Source organism: Stagnihabitans sp. (genome assembly GCF_964946895.1).
Genome location: NZ_CBBQHX010000046.1, coordinates 1 through 16,540, shown reverse-complemented (window position 1 = coordinate 16,540; position 16,540 = coordinate 1). Strand labels below are relative to the sequence as shown.

Annotated in this window: 18 protein-coding genes; 6 read left to right on the top strand and 12 right to left on the bottom strand. The window is 65.4% G+C overall.

The window, feature by feature from the left end:
- Window position 1: 1 nt before the first annotated feature.
- Both AC1Y2B_RS20445 and AC1Y2B_RS20440 read left to right on the top strand, forming a co-directional pair.
- Window positions 2–571, top strand: a complete 570-nt coding sequence (locus AC1Y2B_RS20445; protein ID WP_482254977.1) for an LOG family protein — start codon at window positions 2–4, stop codon at window positions 569–571.
- 42 nt (window positions 572–613) lie between these two features.
- Window positions 614–1,312: a pentapeptide repeat-containing protein gene (locus tag AC1Y2B_RS20440; protein ID WP_482254976.1), complete on the top strand. Its 699-nt coding sequence runs from the start codon at window positions 614–616 to the stop codon at window positions 1,310–1,312.
- Here the strand turns inward: AC1Y2B_RS20440 and rarD are convergent.
- The 10 genes from rarD to AC1Y2B_RS20390 all read right to left on the bottom strand — a co-directional run bounded on the left by rarD (window position 1,309) and on the right by AC1Y2B_RS20390 (window position 10,422).
- Window positions 1,309–2,169, bottom strand: a complete 861-nt coding sequence (gene rarD / locus AC1Y2B_RS20435) for an EamA family transporter RarD (protein ID WP_482254975.1) — start codon at window positions 2,167–2,169, stop codon at window positions 1,309–1,311. The genes AC1Y2B_RS20440 and rarD overlap by 4 nt on opposite strands.
- Window positions 2,170–2,273: 104 nt before the next feature.
- Window positions 2,274–2,876: a superoxide dismutase gene (locus tag AC1Y2B_RS20430; RefSeq protein WP_482254974.1), complete on the bottom strand. Its 603-nt coding sequence runs from the start codon at window positions 2,874–2,876 to the stop codon at window positions 2,274–2,276.
- Between the two features lie 226 nt (window positions 2,877–3,102).
- Window positions 3,103–3,537: a hypothetical protein gene (locus AC1Y2B_RS20425; RefSeq protein WP_482254973.1), complete on the bottom strand. Its 435-nt coding sequence runs from the start codon at window positions 3,535–3,537 to the stop codon at window positions 3,103–3,105.
- Window positions 3,538–3,679: 142 nt separating this feature from the next.
- Window positions 3,680–4,114 carry a hypothetical protein gene (locus tag AC1Y2B_RS20420; protein ID WP_482254972.1) on the bottom strand — a complete coding sequence of 145 codons (435 nt, stop codon included), beginning with the start codon at window positions 4,112–4,114 and terminating at the stop codon, window positions 3,680–3,682.
- Between the two features lie 75 nt (window positions 4,115–4,189).
- Window positions 4,190–4,738: a sarcosine oxidase subunit gamma gene (locus AC1Y2B_RS20415; RefSeq protein ID WP_482254971.1), complete on the bottom strand. Its 549-nt coding sequence runs from the start codon at window positions 4,736–4,738 to the stop codon at window positions 4,190–4,192.
- On the bottom strand, window positions 4,731–7,727 hold the full coding sequence (locus tag AC1Y2B_RS20410; RefSeq protein WP_482254970.1) for a sarcosine oxidase subunit alpha family protein: 2,997 nt from the start codon (window positions 7,725–7,727) through the stop codon (window positions 4,731–4,733). The genes AC1Y2B_RS20415 and AC1Y2B_RS20410 overlap by 8 nt, the downstream gene beginning before the upstream one ends.
- A 1-nt stretch (window position 7,728) precedes the next feature.
- A complete protein-coding gene (locus tag AC1Y2B_RS20405) occupies window positions 7,729–8,049 on the bottom strand; it encodes a sarcosine oxidase subunit delta (RefSeq protein ID WP_482254969.1) in 321 nt (106 codons plus the stop codon).
- A gap of 86 nt (window positions 8,050–8,135) precedes the next feature.
- Window positions 8,136–8,399 carry a hypothetical protein gene (locus AC1Y2B_RS20400; RefSeq protein ID WP_482254968.1) on the bottom strand — a complete coding sequence of 88 codons (264 nt, stop codon included), beginning with the start codon at window positions 8,397–8,399 and terminating at the stop codon, window positions 8,136–8,138.
- Between the two features lie 103 nt (window positions 8,400–8,502).
- Window positions 8,503–9,030: a hypothetical protein gene (locus AC1Y2B_RS20395; RefSeq protein WP_482254967.1), complete on the bottom strand. Its 528-nt coding sequence runs from the start codon at window positions 9,028–9,030 to the stop codon at window positions 8,503–8,505.
- A 144-nt stretch (window positions 9,031–9,174) separates the two neighbouring features.
- On the bottom strand, window positions 9,175–10,422 hold the full coding sequence (locus tag AC1Y2B_RS20390; protein WP_482254966.1) for a sarcosine oxidase subunit beta family protein: 1,248 nt from the start codon (window positions 10,420–10,422) through the stop codon (window positions 9,175–9,177).
- Window positions 10,423–10,662: 240 nt separating this feature from the next.
- On the opposite strand from AC1Y2B_RS20390, the gene ccmI reads away from it, so the two are divergent.
- Genes ccmI through AC1Y2B_RS20375 form a run of 3 tightly spaced genes read left to right on the top strand, consistent with a single transcriptional unit; the run spans window position 10,663 to window position 12,622 of the window.
- On the top strand, window positions 10,663–11,892 hold the full coding sequence (ccmI, locus tag AC1Y2B_RS20385) for a c-type cytochrome biogenesis protein CcmI (protein WP_482254965.1): 1,230 nt from the start codon (window positions 10,663–10,665) through the stop codon (window positions 11,890–11,892).
- Window positions 11,889–12,395, top strand: coding sequence for a Holliday junction resolvase RuvX (ruvX, locus tag AC1Y2B_RS20380; protein WP_482254964.1), 507 nt, complete (start codon window positions 11,889–11,891; stop codon window positions 12,393–12,395). Before ccmI ends, ruvX begins: the two co-directional genes overlap by 4 nt.
- Complete coding sequence (locus tag AC1Y2B_RS20375) at window positions 12,392–12,622, top strand: DUF1289 domain-containing protein (protein WP_482254963.1); 231 nt, start codon at window positions 12,392–12,394, stop codon at window positions 12,620–12,622. The genes ruvX and AC1Y2B_RS20375 overlap by 4 nt, the downstream gene beginning before the upstream one ends.
- A 110-nt stretch (window positions 12,623–12,732) precedes the next feature.
- On the opposite strand, the gene AC1Y2B_RS20370 is transcribed toward AC1Y2B_RS20375, so the two are convergent.
- Both AC1Y2B_RS20370 and AC1Y2B_RS20365 read right to left on the bottom strand, forming a co-directional pair.
- Complete coding sequence (locus AC1Y2B_RS20370) at window positions 12,733–13,002, bottom strand: hypothetical protein (RefSeq protein WP_482254962.1); 270 nt, start codon at window positions 13,000–13,002, stop codon at window positions 12,733–12,735.
- Between the two features lie 3 nt (window positions 13,003–13,005).
- Window positions 13,006–15,789 (bottom strand): [protein-PII] uridylyltransferase family protein, encoded by a 2,784-nt coding sequence (locus tag AC1Y2B_RS20365; protein ID WP_482254961.1) that lies wholly within the window; start codon window positions 15,787–15,789, stop codon window positions 13,006–13,008.
- Between the two features lie 248 nt (window positions 15,790–16,037).
- Between AC1Y2B_RS20365 and AC1Y2B_RS20360 the strand changes: the two genes are divergently transcribed.
- A complete protein-coding gene (locus AC1Y2B_RS20360) occupies window positions 16,038–16,505 on the top strand; it encodes a YbaK/EbsC family protein (protein WP_482254960.1) in 468 nt (155 codons plus the stop codon).
- Window positions 16,506–16,540 lie beyond the last annotated feature (35 nt).

The window sequence follows — 16,540 nt, the reverse complement described above, 5'->3', positions numbered from 1 at the left end:
CATGTCACCGCAAGGTCCCGCCGAGGCTTCGGCCCCTCGTTCTGTATGCATCTTTTGCGGCGCGCGGATGGGCAAGAACCCGGTTCACCGGCAGGCGGCGCAACAGGTCGGGGCTGCGATTGCCCATGCCGGATGGCGGCTGGTCTATGGCGCGGGCGATGTCGGGCTGATGGGCGAAGTGGCGCGGGCGACGCAAGCCGCGGGTGGGGCGACGCTGGGGGTGATCCCCACGCATCTTCTGGCGATGGAGGTTGGCAAGCGCGACCTTACGACCTTCGTGATCACCGAGACGATGCATGAACGCAAGAAGGTGATGTTCATGAACGCCGATGCCATAGCCCTTTTGCCGGGCGGCGCGGGGTCGCTGGATGAGTTCTTCGAGGTGCTGACCTGGGCGCAGATCGGGCTGCATGGCAAGCCGATCTGGCTGATTGACGTCGCGGGCTATTGGCAGCCCCTGTTGGCGCTGATGGACCATGTGATTGCCGAAGGCTTCGCCGATGCCAGCCTGCGGTCGCATTTCACCTTGCTGGACGGTGTCGCGGCCTTTGCCGCAAACCTGTCGGCGTGACATGGGCCGTTGGCCCATCCTGTCCCTGATCGGGCGGCGCCGATGACCCAAGGTCCGGAGGATGGCTTTGACGTTCTGTCCGATCTGACGCCCGCGCGCCGCGATCTTGCGGCATGGGCAGATCGTGGCCGCCCTGCCCTGTTGCGCAACTGCGACCTGCAAGACGTCGATCTGTCTGACCTCGACCTGTCGGGCTGGCTGTTCGAGCGGTGCAGCCTGCGCCGGACCAACCTGACGCAAACCGTGCTGGAGGGGGCGCGTTTCCTGCAATGTCGCGGGGCTTTGGCCCAAGCCCCCGGCGCCCGGCTGTCGGATGCCTGCTTTCAGGCCTGCGATTTCAACAACGCCAACTTTGCCGGGGCAACGCTGACCTCGGCCTCTTTCACCGGGTGCAAGCTGACCGGGGCGGATTTTGCCAAGGCCCATACGGTGGGGCTGGTCTTGCAGGATACGCTGCTGGCCGATGCACGGCTGGGCGGGCTGTCCTTTCGCAAGGCGCATCTGCAGAGTGTGGATTTCAGCCATGCCGACCTGTCGGCCTGCGATTTTCGCGATGCGGTGTTTGACGCCTGCAGCCTGCGAGAGGCGCATCTGGTGGGCGCCCGGTTCGAAGGGGCCGATCTGCGCGGCGCCGATCTGGGTGGGTTGCGCCTGCTGGATGCGGGCAAGTTCAAGGGCGCGCTGGTCTCGCGGGCGCAGGCCGCCGAGCTGCTGAGCCAATTGGGCCTGCGGGTGATCTAGGCGGGCTTGCGGCCAAAGGTGTAAAGCGCAATCGCCGTCCAGACCAAGGCCAGCGCCAGCCGATGCCAGACCGTCACCACTTCGCCCATGATCAGCCAGGCGGACAGGAATTGCAGCGTCGGGTTGAGGTATTGCGTCAGGCCCGAGGTTGCCAGCCTGACCCGTTGCGCGCCGTAAGAAAACAGGATCAACGGCCCCCCGCTGAGCGGCCCGGCCAGCGGCAGCATCAGCGTGTGGTACAGGTCGCGGCCAAACCAGCCCCGCCCCTCGACGCCCAACCAGACCAGCCAGGCCAGCAAAGGCGGCCCGATGATCAGCACCTCGACCAGAACCGAGATCATGGCCGCCGCCCGGATCCGCTTCTTGGCCGCCGAATAGAGCGCAAAGCTGACCGCCAGTGCCAGCGCCACCACCGGGGCCACGCCCAGACCAAAGGTCAGCACCAGAACGGCCAGGGCGGCCAGCCCGATGGCCAACGCCTGCGCGCCGCGCAACGCCTCGCCAAACAGCACGACGCCCAGCAGGGCCGACACCAGCGGGTAGATGTAATAGCCCAAGGACGCCTCGACCGCGTGGCCCGAGACCACGGCCCAGATGAAGACGAACCAGTTGAAGGCAATCAAAAGCGCCGCCGCCAGAATGCGCCAGCGATCCGCACCTGTGACCAGCGCCCGCGCCTCGCCCCAGCGACCGGACAGGGTGGTGACAAGGCCAAAGCAGACCGCCGTCCACAGGGTGCGGTGGGCCATCATCTCGGGCGCTGCGACTTCGGACAGGGAATGGTAATAAAGCGGCGCAAAGCCCCAGATGCAGCAGGCGGCGATGATGGACAGGACGCCCTTCTGGGGATCGGTCATGGGCGGGCTTTCGGGCCGGAAACGGCGGGTCGGAGGGGCAATACGCCCAAGGTCCATGAAAAAGGCCCGCCGCTGGGACGGGCCTTCGGTCGTGTCGGGGTCGCTTACAGCGCGGCGGCGACGGCTTCCCAGTTCACCAGCTTCTCAAGGAAGTTGGTCAGGTAGGCCGGGCGCTTGTTGCGGAAGTCGATGTAGTAGGAATGTTCCCACACATCGACGCCCAGAAGTGCCGTTTGGCCGAACACCAGCGGGTTGACGCCGTTTTCGGTCTTGGTGATTTTCAGCGCGCCCGAAGCGTCCTTGACCAGCCAAGCCCAGCCCGAACCGAACTGGCCGGCGCCAGCGGCGGCAAACTGTTCCTTGAAGGTTGCGACCGAGCCAAAAGCCTCGACCAGGGCCTTTTCCAGGGCGCCGGGGATCTTCTTGTTGTCGCCCGGGGCCATCCAGGTCCAGAACTGGTTGTGGTTCCAGTGCTGCGAGGCGTTGTTGAACAGACCGCTTTGGGCCACGGCACCTGCCGCATAGGTGCCCTTGATGATGTCCTCAAGCGATTTGGTTTCCCACTCGGTCCCGGCAATCAGCTTGTTGCCGTTGTCGACATAGGCCTTGTGGTGCAGGTCGTGGTGGAATTCGAGCGTTTCCTTCGACATGCCCAGCGAGGCCAGCGCGTCGTGAGCGTAAGGAAGGTCGGGAAGGGTGAAAGCCATGGCAGACTCCTGTTCGTTGCGCGATGGGACTTGCGGCGTAATAAGAGGCCGCAACCCGGGAAGGTCAAGGGTGGACGGGGGATTTCTGCACCGCTTGACCGCATCTCGTTGGACCCTGCTGGGCCCCGGGTTATCCCAACCGCCCCTCTTTAGCCGCCCCGAACAGATGCCGACATAACCTCGGTCAGGTTGTGGGTCGAAGGCGTGCGCGTCAAGCGATGACGGGCTACTTCAGGATCTTGGCCGTACAGACGCCTGTGTTCTCGAAGGTATTGGCATAGCCCAGTGGCAGCATGATGATGTCAAAGCGGTTGGTCGCCTTGTGCACTGTCAGCGTGTAGTCCAGCGTGGCATCCTGAATCGACAGGTTGACCACATGCGACAGCCGCCAGCCATAGACCACCACCTCGGCATTCTCGCGCTTGATCTTGCCGGCGATGGGCTTCTTGAAAATGGCCTGGATCAGCGGGTCCAGCACAATTACCGTGTTTGCCGTCTGATCCTGGGCGAATTGGTATTCGTCGGTGAACAGGGAGTTTGTCTTGGTACCGCCGGTCTTGCAATCGTAGATCAGCGTCGGATTGTGGGCTGTCTTGGCTTCGGCCGACACGGCGGACATCAAAACGGCAGCGGCGAGAAACGCCAGTCGATTGAAATTCATGATATCTCCAAAATAAACTGGAGACAGACAACTATCACGCCCGCGTGATGTCAAGCGTTTCGCGGACTTGGCGCGACCGGGCAGTGCGCCGAACCATCCAAACCGCCCTGACAGATCGCAAGGCCTTTCAACCCACCGCCGGTCAGCCTTTGAGGTTGGCGGTACAGGCCCCGGAGGTGTTGAAGAGTTCCTTGGTCCGCAGCGGTGCCATGGTCAGGTCAAAGCTGTTGGTCGCCTTGTGCAGGGTCAGCGTGTAGATCAGTTCGGCGGCAAGATCGTCCTTGTAGACCACCGGTTTGACCAACCACAGATAGACAACGTCATCCGCCGTCTCGCTTTTGATCTTGCCGTGGATCGGCTTGCCAAAAACGCTTCTGATCAACGGGTCGAGGACCACGACGGTTCCATCGGTCTGGTCCTGCGCAAACTGGTATTCGTCGGTAAACAGACTGTCCGCCGTCGCCGCAACGGTCCGGCAATGATAGATCAGTGTGGGATCGAGTGCCGTGTTGGCCGCAGCCTGCAGTGCGCAACAGGACAGGGCAACGGCAAGAACCGCTTTCGGTAGAACTGACATTTGATCTCTCCACGATGCTGTGGAGAGATCAAATGATCAGGAGCGGGCGGCGTCACTAACCCAAGGCAGGCGGCGTCAGAATAAATCGCTGCCCGGCATGGCGGAATGGCTCAAGAGCCCCATCATGTAGCCTGCAACCGAGCGGAAGCAGACAAGCGTAAAGCCCTCGCCGTCCTTCCAGAACGCCGCCGCGACCTGTGCGGCACGCGTGCGGCGAAGTTCGCCCGGCTGCAGCGCGTCAATATCAACCGGAGCGATCTTTTTCAGCACCTGATCGGCCTTGGCGCCTTCGATGCGGAAGATCGCCCGCGCGTCCGAGACATTGGCGGCCAAGTGGTGCTGACCGGCCAGGCTTTGCGCAAGGCTGGACAGCGCCGTGCCGACCTCGGCATAGGGCAGGATCAGCAGATATTCGTCCGGGCTCATCCAGCCGGCGGCCTTGGCCCCGGCGGTGGTGATGCGGCGCGGTTCCGGCAGGGTCAGGCCAAGGGCGCTGAACGCCTCTGCCAGACCGGGCAGGTTGCGCTTGGCGCGCAGGGTGATCATACCCAGCGGGCCGATTTCCCGCACCTTGGCGAAGCCGTCAAACTGGGCGTTGCCCCAGGGGGCGACCGGGTTAGCCATTTTGCTTGGCTCCTTCCTTGTCATAGAAGACGGGGTCGACGATCTTGGCTTTCACCGGGGCGCCGCCGAGCTTGGTGAATTCCACCACCTCGCCCAAGCGACCCATGCCGCCCTTGATCAGGCCCATGGCAATGCCCTTCTTGAGCGTCGGCGAATAGTAGGTCGAGGTGACGCGGCCTTGGGTGTTGCCCTGTCCGTTGGCATTGCTGCCGGGGGCGATGATATAGGCGCCATCGGCGATGACCGAGCCGTCCAGCGTTTCGAACCCGGCCAGTTTCCAGCGGTCCGGCGAGGACAGGAAGCTGCGTTCCTGACCGCGTTTGCCAAGGTAATCGGCCTTCTTCTTGGAAATCGCCCAGCCAAGGTTCAGGTCCTGCGGCACAACCGTGCCGTCGGTCTCGTCCCCGATCATGATGAAGCCCTTCTCGGCCCGCATGATGTGCATGGCCTCGGTGCCATAGGGTTGCACGCCAAGCTCAGCACCGGCCGCCACCAGCTTTTCCCACAATTCCAGCCCGTAAGACGCCGGAACCGCGAGTTCATAGGACAACTCGCCCGAGAAGCTGATGCGGAAGGCCCGCACCGGAAGCCCGCCAAGCGTGCCTTCGGCGAAGGTCATGAAGGGCAAAGCCTCGGCGCTGACATCCATGCCACCGAGCTTTTCCAGAAGCGCGCGGGATTTCGGGCCTGCGACGGCGATCTGGGCATATTCTTCGGTGACATTGGCGGTGTAAACCTGCCAATCCCACCATTCGCATTGCAGCCAGTCTTCCATATGGGCGTGAATGCGGTCCGCGCCCCCGGTGGTGGTGTGGCACAGCCACGAATCCTCGGTCAGGCGCACCACGACGCCGTCATCCGACAGGAAGCCATTTTCGTTGCACATCAGCCCATAGCGGCATTTGCCGATGCCAAGGTTCGACATGACATTGGTGTAAAGCATGTCAAGGAAGCGGCCCGCATCCGGCCCCTTGACGATCAGCTTGCCAAGCGTAGAGGCATCCAGCAGCCCCACGCCATTGCGGGTGTTGAGGATTTCCCGCTCGACGCTTTGGGCATGGTTTTCACCGCCGCGGGTGAAGCAATAGGGCCTGCGCCACAAGCCAACCGGCTCGAAATAGGCGTTGTGCGCCTCATGCCAGGCGTGGAGGGGGGAGCGGCGCAGCGGCTGGAAGATCTCGCCCCGCGCTTCACCGGCCAAGGCGCCGAAGGTGACGGGCGTGTAGGGCGGGCGGAAGGTGGTGGTGCCGACATTCGGGATGTCAGCGTTCAGCGCGCCAGCCAGAACCGCCAGACCGTTGATGTTGGACAGCTTGCCCTGATCGGTCGCCATGCCCAGCGTGGTGTAGCGCTTGGTGTGCTCGACCGACTCGTAGCCCTCACGCGCGGCAAGCTGAACGTCGGACACTTTCACATCGTTCTGATAATCCAGCCACATCTTGGATTTCAGCTTGTAGGACGCGCCCTGCGGCATGACCCAGACCGGTTCCAGCGCCGCTTCCTCGCGGGCTTCCGCCGTGGCTGCCGTCACCGGAGCGGCACCCGCCGCAGCGGCACCCTGCACGGCGGCATCGGCCAGCGCATCTGCGGCGCGCAGGTGGCCGTTGGCGGCACCCGCCGGATAGACCAGCGCCAGACCGTCATGGCTGATCGGCGGGCGGGCGGCATCGGGGCGGAACATGGCATTGGCCGCGTCCCAGGTCAGCTTGCCGCCGCAATGGCTCCACAGGTGGACGACCGGGGACCAGCCGCCCGACATGGCCACCGCGTCGCACGAGATTTCTTCAAGGCTGGCGCCCTCGCCGGCCTGCATGCACAGCGAGACACCGGTGACGCGCTTGCCGCCCTTGACCTTGGCGATGGCCTTTCCGGTTTCCACCCGGATGCCCAGAGCGCGGGCCTTGGTCGGCAAGGGGCCATTGGCGAAAGCGCGGGCATCAACGATGCAGGGCACGGCAAGGCCTGCCTCTTTGAGCGCGATGGCCGTTCGGTAGGCGTCGTCGTTGTTGGTCACCACAACGGTGCGGTCGCCGGGCGACACGGCCCAGTTCACCACATAGTCGCGCACTGCCGAGGCCAGCATCACGCCCGGAATGTCATTGCCTGCAAACGACAGCGGGCGTTCCAGGGCCCCGGTCGCCGCGACGATCCGCGTTGCCCTGATCCGCCACAGGCGTTTCTTCGGGCGGCCATCATGGGGGGTGTGATCGGCGACGCGGTCCTCGGCCAGGATATAGCCGTGGTCATAGACGCCGGCCACCATGCAACGGCTGCGAAGGGTGACATTCGGCATCTTCTCAAGGGCTTCGACGGCGGTCTTCACCCAAGCGTCCGCCGGCATCCCGTCGATCACATCGCCGTCCACCGGGGCACGTCCGCCCCAGACCGGCGTCTGTTCCAGCACCATGACGCGCGCACCACCCGAGGCCGCGGCCAAAGCCGCCTGCAGCCCGGCGATGCCGCCACCCGCCACCAGCACGTCGCAGAAGGCATAGGCCTGTTCGTAACGGTCGCCGTCCATCTCCTTGGGCGCCTTGCCAAGGCCGGCAGAGTGGCGGATCACCGGCTCGAAGATGTGCTTCCAGGCAAAGCGTGGGTGGATGAAGGTCTTGTAATAGAAGCCGCCCGGCAGGAACCGCGCCAGCGAATTGTTGATGACGCCCACGTCGAACTCAAGGCTTGGCCAGTGGTTCTGGCTGGCAGCTTCCAGTCCCTCGAAGGTCTCGGTCGTGGTGGCGCGCTGGTTGGGTTCAAGGAAGGCACCCCGGCCCAGATTGACCAAGGCGTTCGGCTCTTCGGCGCCCGATGCCACGGCCCCCCGGGCACGGTGGTATTTGAAGCTGCGGCCCATCAGCATCTGGTCATTGGCCAAAAGCGAGGCGGCGAGTGTGTCACCCTTGAAGCCGCGCAGGCGCTTGCCATTGAAGGTGAATTCCACGGCGGAGGCGCGGTCGATCAGGCGACCGCCTTTGGAGAGACGCGTGCTCATGTCAGAAGCCCTTCCAGTCGGGCCGTTTGGCCTTGATCTTGTCTTGCAGCGCCTGCGGTGGCGCCGAGGATTGCGCGGGATAGGTGCCATACACCTCCAGCGTGGCGGTGTCGCGCGCGGCCAGGAACCATTTGCCACAGCCATAGGCATGCCGCCAGCGTTCGAAGTGAACACCCTTGGGGTTCTTGCGGGCGAACATATAGGCCTCGAACTCTTCATCGGTCGAGCCGGGGCCGAAGCGCTTCAGATGCGCCTCATAGCCCGGCGAGAGTTCGGTTTCATCGGCCATGACGCCGCAATAGGGACATTCAAGCGTCAGCATTGGGGATCTCCACGCAGGAAAACGGCGGACACGCAACGGCGCCCGCCGGAAGGAAGGTCAATCTGGCGCAGAGGTCTGCGGCAGGGTTACGGTGCTGGCGCTGCCGGAGCAGGGGCAGCAGGCGCAGGTTTTGCGGGGGCCGGTGCGGCAACGGCAGGCGCCGCATTGTCGATGGTGATTGAAGTCTTGGCAGCCCCATCGGCAGGGCTCTTGGGGGCAGTGATGCCTCCGCCGAAGACCAGCCACGCGATGACCCAGACGGCGACGACAAGTCCGCCGAGGATGAAGGCCATGGTGGAGGTTCCACCGCTGTCGGTCTTGGTTTCGATCGTCCGGAATTCGTCAGCCACGCTTTGCACTCCTGAAAGGGGATCTTCCCCTCCAGAACGCCGGTCCACGCCAAGACGTTCCCAAGGCCGACGCAGCCGGGGGCAATCGGGTCATGTCCGGCGGTCAGCATGGCACCCGTCCGCATTTGAGCAATTCCACCGGAATGTCGCCGAAGGCCCAGATCAGGGTGCCGACGAACAGCCAGTAGGCCTGCGCCCGCAGCGCCAGATCGTGCGCGCGCTGATGGGCTTCCTTGGCTTGCCGGTAGGTGATCTTGCGCGCTTCGGCCATCTGGTTGAAGCTGCGCGCGATGCGAACCTGTTCCATCGCCTTGCGGTGCGCGATGGATTGCGCCCGCGCCTTGGCCGGATCCGGGTCCTTGGGCGGCGGATCGATGGCCCGCTGCAAAAAGGCCCGTGTGGCCTCTTGCCGGATCTGCCACCAGTCGTCCGTCGTGCGCGGGTCGAAGAAATACACATAGGCGGCCACCCCGGCCACGATTGCCCCGGCGCGTGGCAACCAAAGTCCGGTCAGATAATAGTCCATCACCGCGCCCAAGGCCAGAATGGCGCTGAACCAGATGTGATAGAACGCCGCCGTGCGGCCCTCCACAAAACGGCTCAGTCTGGTCTTGTGGCGCTTGTGGATCACGGGCGCCCCCGGCGGTCAGGAAGATCTGGCGGCTCATGGCTCAACCTTCCCCTCCGGCCCAAGGTGCAAGGCCGCGCCGCCACCCCCGCTGCACAAGGCAGGGCGAAGCGCGATGTTGGCCGCAAAGATCGGCGCGCGGTGTCGTCAATGCGCCACCCCGGCGGCGACGCTTTCGTCGATGAACCGCCCCTCTTTGAACCGCCACATGTCGAATTCGGCCGCCAGCGGGCCGGGTTCGCCCTTGGCCATAAGTTCCGCCATCGCCCAGCCCGAGCCGGGGATCGCCTTGAAGCCGCCGGTACCCCAGCCGCAGTTGATGAAGCAATTGCCCAAGGGCGTCTTTGAGATGATCGGGCTGCGGTCGCCGGTCATGTCGACGATGCCGCCCCATTGGCGCAGCATCTTCAGGCGCGAAATCATCGGGAACGTCTCGATCAGCGCCCGCAGGGTTTCCTCGATATGGTGGAACGACCCGCGCTGGGTGAAGTTGTTGAACCCGTCGGTGCCGCCGCCGATCACCATCTCGCCCTTGTCGGATTGGCTCATGTAGCCGTGCACGGTGTTTGCCATCACGACCACATCCATGCAGGGCTTGATCGGCTCAGAGACAAGCGCCTGCAGCGCCACTGCCTCGACCGGCAGACGGAAGCCCGCCATGTCGGCCACCTGGCCCGAATGACCGGCGACCACGATGCCTAGTTTCTTGGTGCCGATCCGGCCCTTGGTGGTTTCCACCCCGGTCACCACGCCATTGGCGGTGGTCACGCCCTTCACTTCGCAGTTCTGGATGATGTCCATGCCCATGGCCGAACAGGCCCGCGCATAGCCCCAGGCCACCGCGTCATGCCGCCCGGTGCCGCCACGGGCCTGCCAAAGGGCGCCCAGCACCGGATAGCGCGGCCCGTCGATGTTCAGGATCGGGCATAGTTCTTTCACGCGCTGCGGCGAGATGAACTCTGTCGTTACACCCTGCAGGGAATTGGCATGCGCCGTGCGCTGATAGCCGCGCACCTCGTGATGGGTCTGCGCCAGCATCATCACGCCCCGCGGAGAGAACATGGCGTTGTAGTTCAGATCCTGGCTCAGCGTCTCATACAGGCTGCGGGCCTTTTCATAGATCGCGGCAGAAGAATCCTGCAAGTAGTTCGACCGGATGATCGTGGTGTTGCGGCCGGTGTTGCCGCCACCAAGCCACCCCTTTTCCAGGATGGCCACATTGGTGATGCCGTAGTTCTTGCCAAGGTAATAGGCCGTGGCCAAGCCGTGGCCACCGGCGCCGACGATGATCACATCGTAGGCTGCCTTGGGCTGCGGCGCCGCCCAGGCGCGCTCCCATCCCATGTGGTTGGACAGCGCCTCACGCGCCAAGGCAAATACGGAATAGCGTTTCATGAGGGGCCCCTTCGCAGCACAGGCTGTGCGCCTTCAATGGCAGGCATGGTTCGTAACGCCACTGCCCTTAGCGGCACAATGGGGAAAATTGCGACAAAAGGCGGCGAAGTCCAGCCCCCAGCGGCACTTGGCGGCGTTTTGACGGTTCACGATGTCGCGCAGGGGCGGGGTCTGGGGCATTTGCACTTTTGCTGGGCGGACGAAGCGGCTAATCAGACCGCACCCAACACGAGGACGGTCATGGTCGGATTCTGGATTTCTGCGGGCGCCATGGTGGTGATGGTGGCGGTGGTTCTGTTGCAGGCCCTGCGGCAGGCCAAGGCTGCGGGCCCCGGCGGGGTCGAGGACCTGGCCATCTACCGCGACCAACTGTCGGAAGTGGACCGCGATCTGGCGCGCGGCGTGATCCCCGCCGACGAGGCCGGACGTCTGCGCACCGAGGTGCAGCGCCGCATGCTGGAGGCCGATCGCATGGTGGCGCAAGGCAGTGCCGCGCTCGCGCCGCGGCGCCCTGTCAGCTTTGCGCTGGGGGCGGGCGTCATCGTGGTGGCGCTGGCCGCGGCCGGGGTCTTGTACTTCAGCCTTGGGGCCCCGGGCTATCCCGACCTGCCCATCGCCGAACGGCTGGCCACGGCGCAGGCCGAATACGACAACCGCCCGCATCAGGACGCGCTGGAGGCCAAGGCCGGCCCCTATGTGCCGCCCGCCGACATCGACAAGACCTCGCTCGACCTGATCGTGAAACTGCGGGCAGCGGTGGCCAGCCGTCCCGATGACCTGCAGGGCCAGACCCTGCTGGCCGGGAACGAGGCCAAGATCGGCAACTATGTCGGTGCCCGCAAGGCCGATGAAGCGGTGATCCGCCTGAAGGGCAGCGCCGTGACGGCGCAGGATTACAGCGGGCTGGCCGAGTTGATGATCTATGCCGCGGGCGGTCTGGTTACCCCCGAGGCCGAAGCAACGCTGGCAGAAGCCTTGAAGCGCGACCCGAAAGACAGCCTCGCACGGTTCTATCTTGGCCTGATGGCGGCACAGGTCGGGCGGCCGGACCGCACCTTCGCGATGTGGAAACCGCTTCTGGACGAAGGCCCGGCCGATGCGCCCTGGATTGCCCCGATCCGCGCCCGCCTGCAGGACGTGGCCGATGCGGCGGGCATCGCCTTCACCCTGCCCGGCGCCGCAACCTCTGGCCCTGGCCCCAGTGCCAGCGACATGTCCAACGCCGCCCAGATGTCGCCCGAGGATCGCCAGAAGATGATCGAAGGCATGGTGGCAGGTCTGGAAAGCCGCCTGATGTCGCAGGGTGGCGCCATCGAGGACTGGACCAAGCTGATCAACGCCTTGGGCGTTCTCAAGGCCTCCGACCGCGCCGCGGCCGCCTATGCCAAGGCCAAGGCGGATTTCGCGGGCCATCCGGGGGAATTGTCAGCCCTGCAGGCCGCCGCTGTTCAGGCGGGCCTTGCGCCATGATCCATCAGGACATTCTGGAGTTCGCCACCCTTCTGCCGCCCAACCGGGCGATCTGCGGGCTGGATCTGGGGGACAAGACGATTGGCGTGGCCATCTCTGACCTGCGCCGCCTTGTGGCCACCCCGGTCACCACGATCCGGCGCGTCAAGTTCACGGTGGATGCCGCGGCCCTGCTGGACCTGCTGACGGCTCGCGAGGTCAGGGGCATCATCCTTGGTCTGCCGCTGAACATGGACGGATCTGTCGGTCCGCGCGTGCAGGCGACGCAAGCCTTTGCCCGCAACCTGATGAAGCTGACCGACCTGCCCATCACCTTCTGGGACGAGCGTTTGTCGACCGTCGCGGCCACCCGGGCGCTTCTGGAGGCGGATACGTCGCGCAAGCGTCGCGCCGAGGTGATCGATCAGGTCGCCGCCGGCTATATTCTGCAAGGCGCGCTCGACCGGCTGGACACCTTGGCCCGACAACGTGCTGCCGATCTGGAACCGGGAGAAGACGCATGAGCGACGAAATCTGGGCCCGCGACGAGGTGCAATCGCCCTGCATCAAGATCTGCGTGGTGCACCCGGAAGAACGTCTCTGCGTCGGCTGCTACCGCTCGATCGACGAAATCGGCCGCTGGAGCCGGATGACCCCTGCCGAGCGCACAGCCATCATGGATGACCTGCCAGCGCGGGCGCCGCGCCTGGCCAAGCGGCGCGGCGGACGCATGGCGCGGCTCGACCGCTGAGCGGCCGCGATTTTTCGACGAAAAATCGCACAACCGACTTTTCTGCGAAAAGTCCCGATCTTTCGTCGAAAGATCGCAGTCCCGATTTTTCGACGAAAAATCGTAGGGCGTCAGGAGGTCTGACGCCCCAATCTGCCCCCCCGCCGGGTGGGTGTCGCGGGCACCGCAAGCCCCGCGGTCAGGGTCTGCGTCATCGGATGATCCCGCCGCCCTGCCCCATATTGGTCCAGCAGTACCGCTATCGCCGCCGAGGTGTCGGCGCCGACCTTCAGGCTCAGGGCCCAGTCGATGAAGATCGAGCGGCATTCCGCCAGCGTGATCCCCTCGATCGCATAGCTTTCGCGCACAAGACCCTTGGGGTCGGCTTCGGTTCTGTCCAATGGTCAATCCCTCATTCGTATCACGGCGTCGATCACCGCCGCCGCATCGGTCGCCGCTGTCGCCAGCGCCTCGGTCAGGCCCGGCCCGTCCAAGGCCCCGGTTTCGCGCAACAAAAATGCCTTGGCCCCGGCCCCAAGCCCTTCCGGGTCCAGCGCCCGGTCCGACAGCAGGCGCGAGCCGGCCTGCAAGCGCCAATAAAGCCTCACCGCATCCAGCAAGATCGTCTCGTCCGTTTGCGACAGGTTGCCGCCACTTCGACCAGCGGCCAGTTGCCGTTCCACCCCGCGCGCCGGACTGCCGGCTTGCAGGGCCAGCATCTGGGCGCAAAGTTCGATGTCCATCAGACGGCCCGGCCCGTTCTTGGCCTCCCAAAGCCCCTCGCCCGGCTTGGCCTCGGCCAGCCGCGCCCGCATGTCGGCGACGTCCTGCGCAACCTTGGCGCCCTGCCCCTTGCGCTTGATCAGATCGCGGCGGAAGGCCTCGACCTCTCCGGCAAGGGTCCCATCCCCCGCCAGCACCCGCGCCCGCGTCAGGGCAAGGTGTTCCCAGGTCCAGGCCTCGTCCTCCTGATAGGATTTGAACGCCTCCAACGCCGTGGCCACCGGACCTTGCCGGCCCGAGGGGCGCAGGCGCATGTCGACCTCGTAGAGCCGGCCCTCGGCGGTCTGCGTCGTCAACGCCGTCACCAAAGCCTGTGTCAGCCGCGCGAAATAGGGCCGCGTGGCAAGGGGCCGCGGCCCGGTGGAGGTCTCTTGCCCCAAGGGATCATAGATCACGATCAGATCCAGATCCGACCCCGCATTGAGCCGTGCCGCCCCAAGCGATCCCATGCCCACCACCACGGCCCCGCGTCCTGGCGGCGGGCCGTGGCGGCGCGAGAATTCGGCCAGTACCACCGGCCACAGGCCCGCAATAACCGCCTCGGCGAGATCGGCATAGGACTTGCCCGCCTCGAAGGCATCAATCAGCCCGCGCAGGTGATGCACGCCCACGCGGAAATGCCATTCCTTCATCCAAAGCCGCGTGGCCCCCAAGGCCCGCTCGTAATCCGCCCCTTCCAGCCGCTTGGCCAGATCGGCCACCAGCCCCGACACCCCCGGCCAGGGCGCAAAGAACGACCCGCCGATGACGCCATCCAGAACCGAGGCATTGCGCGACAGATAGCGCGCCAAGGCCGGGGCCGTGGCGGCGATGTCAAGGATCAGATCGACCAAAGGCGGATTGGCCTCGAACAGGCTGAAGATCTGCACGCCCGAGGGCAGACCGGCAAGGAACCCGTCCAGCGCCACCAAGGCCTCCTCGGGCTGCGCGCCCTGCATCAGCTTGCGCAAAAGGCCGGGTTTCAGCCGGGCAAAGATCGCCTGTGCGCGGTCAGAGCGCAACGCGGGGTAATGCGGCCAGCGTTCGACGATGCCTTGGGCCTGCACCGAAAGCTCCGGCGCAGGTTCGGCGGTGGTGGGCGAGAAGAACCCCTCGGTCAGTCGGTCGACACGGCGCAGACGGTCGAGGAAGCTTGTGCGGAAGGCCACCTCCTCCATGCCGCAGAACGCCGCGATACGGGCGACGGCTTCGAGTGTCGTGGGCATTGTCTGGGTCTGCTGGTCCAGCACCATCTGCAGGCGATGTTCGATCTCGCGCAGGTCGCGGTAGGCTTGGGTCAGTTCGGCGGTCACCTCTGGTGGCACCCAGCCCTTGGCCGCCAAAGCCTCCAACCCGCCCTCGGTCTTGCGCGAGCGCAGGTCAGGGTCGCGTCCCCCGGCGATCAGTTGCCGCGTCTGGGTGAAGAACTCGATCTCGCGGATGCCGCCCAGACCCAGCTTGACGTTGTGCGCCTCTACCACCAGCGGGCCATTCAGCCCGCGATGGTCGCGGATGCGCAGGCGCATGTCATGGGCATCCTGAATGGCGGCATAGTCCAGATGCCGGCGCCAGACGAAGGGGATCAGGCCGCGCAGGAACCGCTCGCCGGCGGCGATATCACCGGCGCAGGGACGGGCTTTGATATAGGCGGCGCGCTCCCATGTGCGGCCTTCGGCCTCGTAATAGGCATGGGCTGCGGCCATTGACAGGCAGACCGGGGTGACCGAGGCATCGGGGCGCAAGCGCAGGTCGGTGCGGAAGACATAGCCTTCCGGCGTCAGGTCCGACAGCAGCGAGGTCATTTTGCGGGTGACGCGGATGAAGGCGGCCCGCGCCTCCTGCTCTTGCCCGGGATAGCGCGTCTCGTCGAACAGGCAGATCAGGTCGATGTCCGAGGAATAGTTGAGCTCGAAGGCGCCCATCTTGCCCATCGCCAGCACGACCATTCCCGCCCCGTCGATCCCCGACCCGTCCAGCGCATCGACGGCGGGCAACTTGCCGCGCCGGATCTCGTCGGCGACAAGGGTCGTGACGCAGAGCTGCACCGCGCGGTCCGCCAGTTCAGTCAACGCGTGGGTGACCTGTGCCAAGTCCCAGACGCCGCCCAGATCGGCCAGCGCAATCAGCAAGGCTGACCGCCGCTTGGCCTGCCGCAGGGCAGGTCCCAGACGGTCCAGTGCCACGCCGTCAAGGTCGGCCAGAACCGCCGCACAAGCGGCCTCGGGCGCCTGTGCCAGGGCTTGTGCCAGCCAAGCCCCCTCGCGCCGCATCAGGTCGCGCAGAAAAGGCGCGCAAGAGGCGCTGGCGGCCAACAGGTCGCGCAAGGGCGGTGCCAGACCGGCAAAAGCAGCGGCCATATCGGCCGCGACGGCCGCATCAAAGACCAAGGGAGACCGGGTGAGGCGGGCGGTGAAGGCGTGATCCATGGGGCAGTCTTGACCCGCCCCCCCGACGCGGTCAACCCGCTGCGCGGTCAACCCGATCCGGCGCGCCTTCCGCCCGGTCCGCATCCTGTCTCTGAATTGCTCCTTGCCAAATACTCCCGCCGGAGGCGAAGGCCCGCCCCGGTCGCGCCCCATGCCCAGCTTTTCGGGCCCGGGCGGCGGCGTGCCATGGGTGTCGGGGGCTTGCAAGGTGCGGGCAGGAATGGGATCACGCCTGCCGGAGGTGACAGATGTCCAAAAGCCTGACCCGCGTGAAAGCAGCCCTGGCCGCCCACGGCCTTGCTGCGCCCATCGTTGAAACCCCGGCATCGACCCGCACCGCCGCCGAGGCGGCTGCGGCAGCGGGGGTGTCGATCGACCAGATCGTCAAGTCCATCCTGTTTCAGGGGGGCGGCGGCGGACTTTATCTGTTCCTGACGGCGGGCGGCAATCAGGTGGACGCGGCCTTGGCCTCAGAGCTTGCAGGGGAGGCGCTGGCGCGTGCCGATGCGGCGGCGGTGCGGGCCATCACCGGCTTTGCCATCGGCGGCGTCTCGCCCATCGGCCATCTGTCCCCCTCGCCCTTGTGGATGGACCCGCGCCTGATGGACTTTGCCGAGGTCTGGGCGGCGGCAGGAACGCCCAACCACATCTTCGCGGTGGCGCCTGACGTCTTGCAGCGCATCACCGGAGCCGTGGTGGCCGCGTTTACGGTCTGAACCACGCTCTGCGGACCCGGGGGTGCGGGGGATTG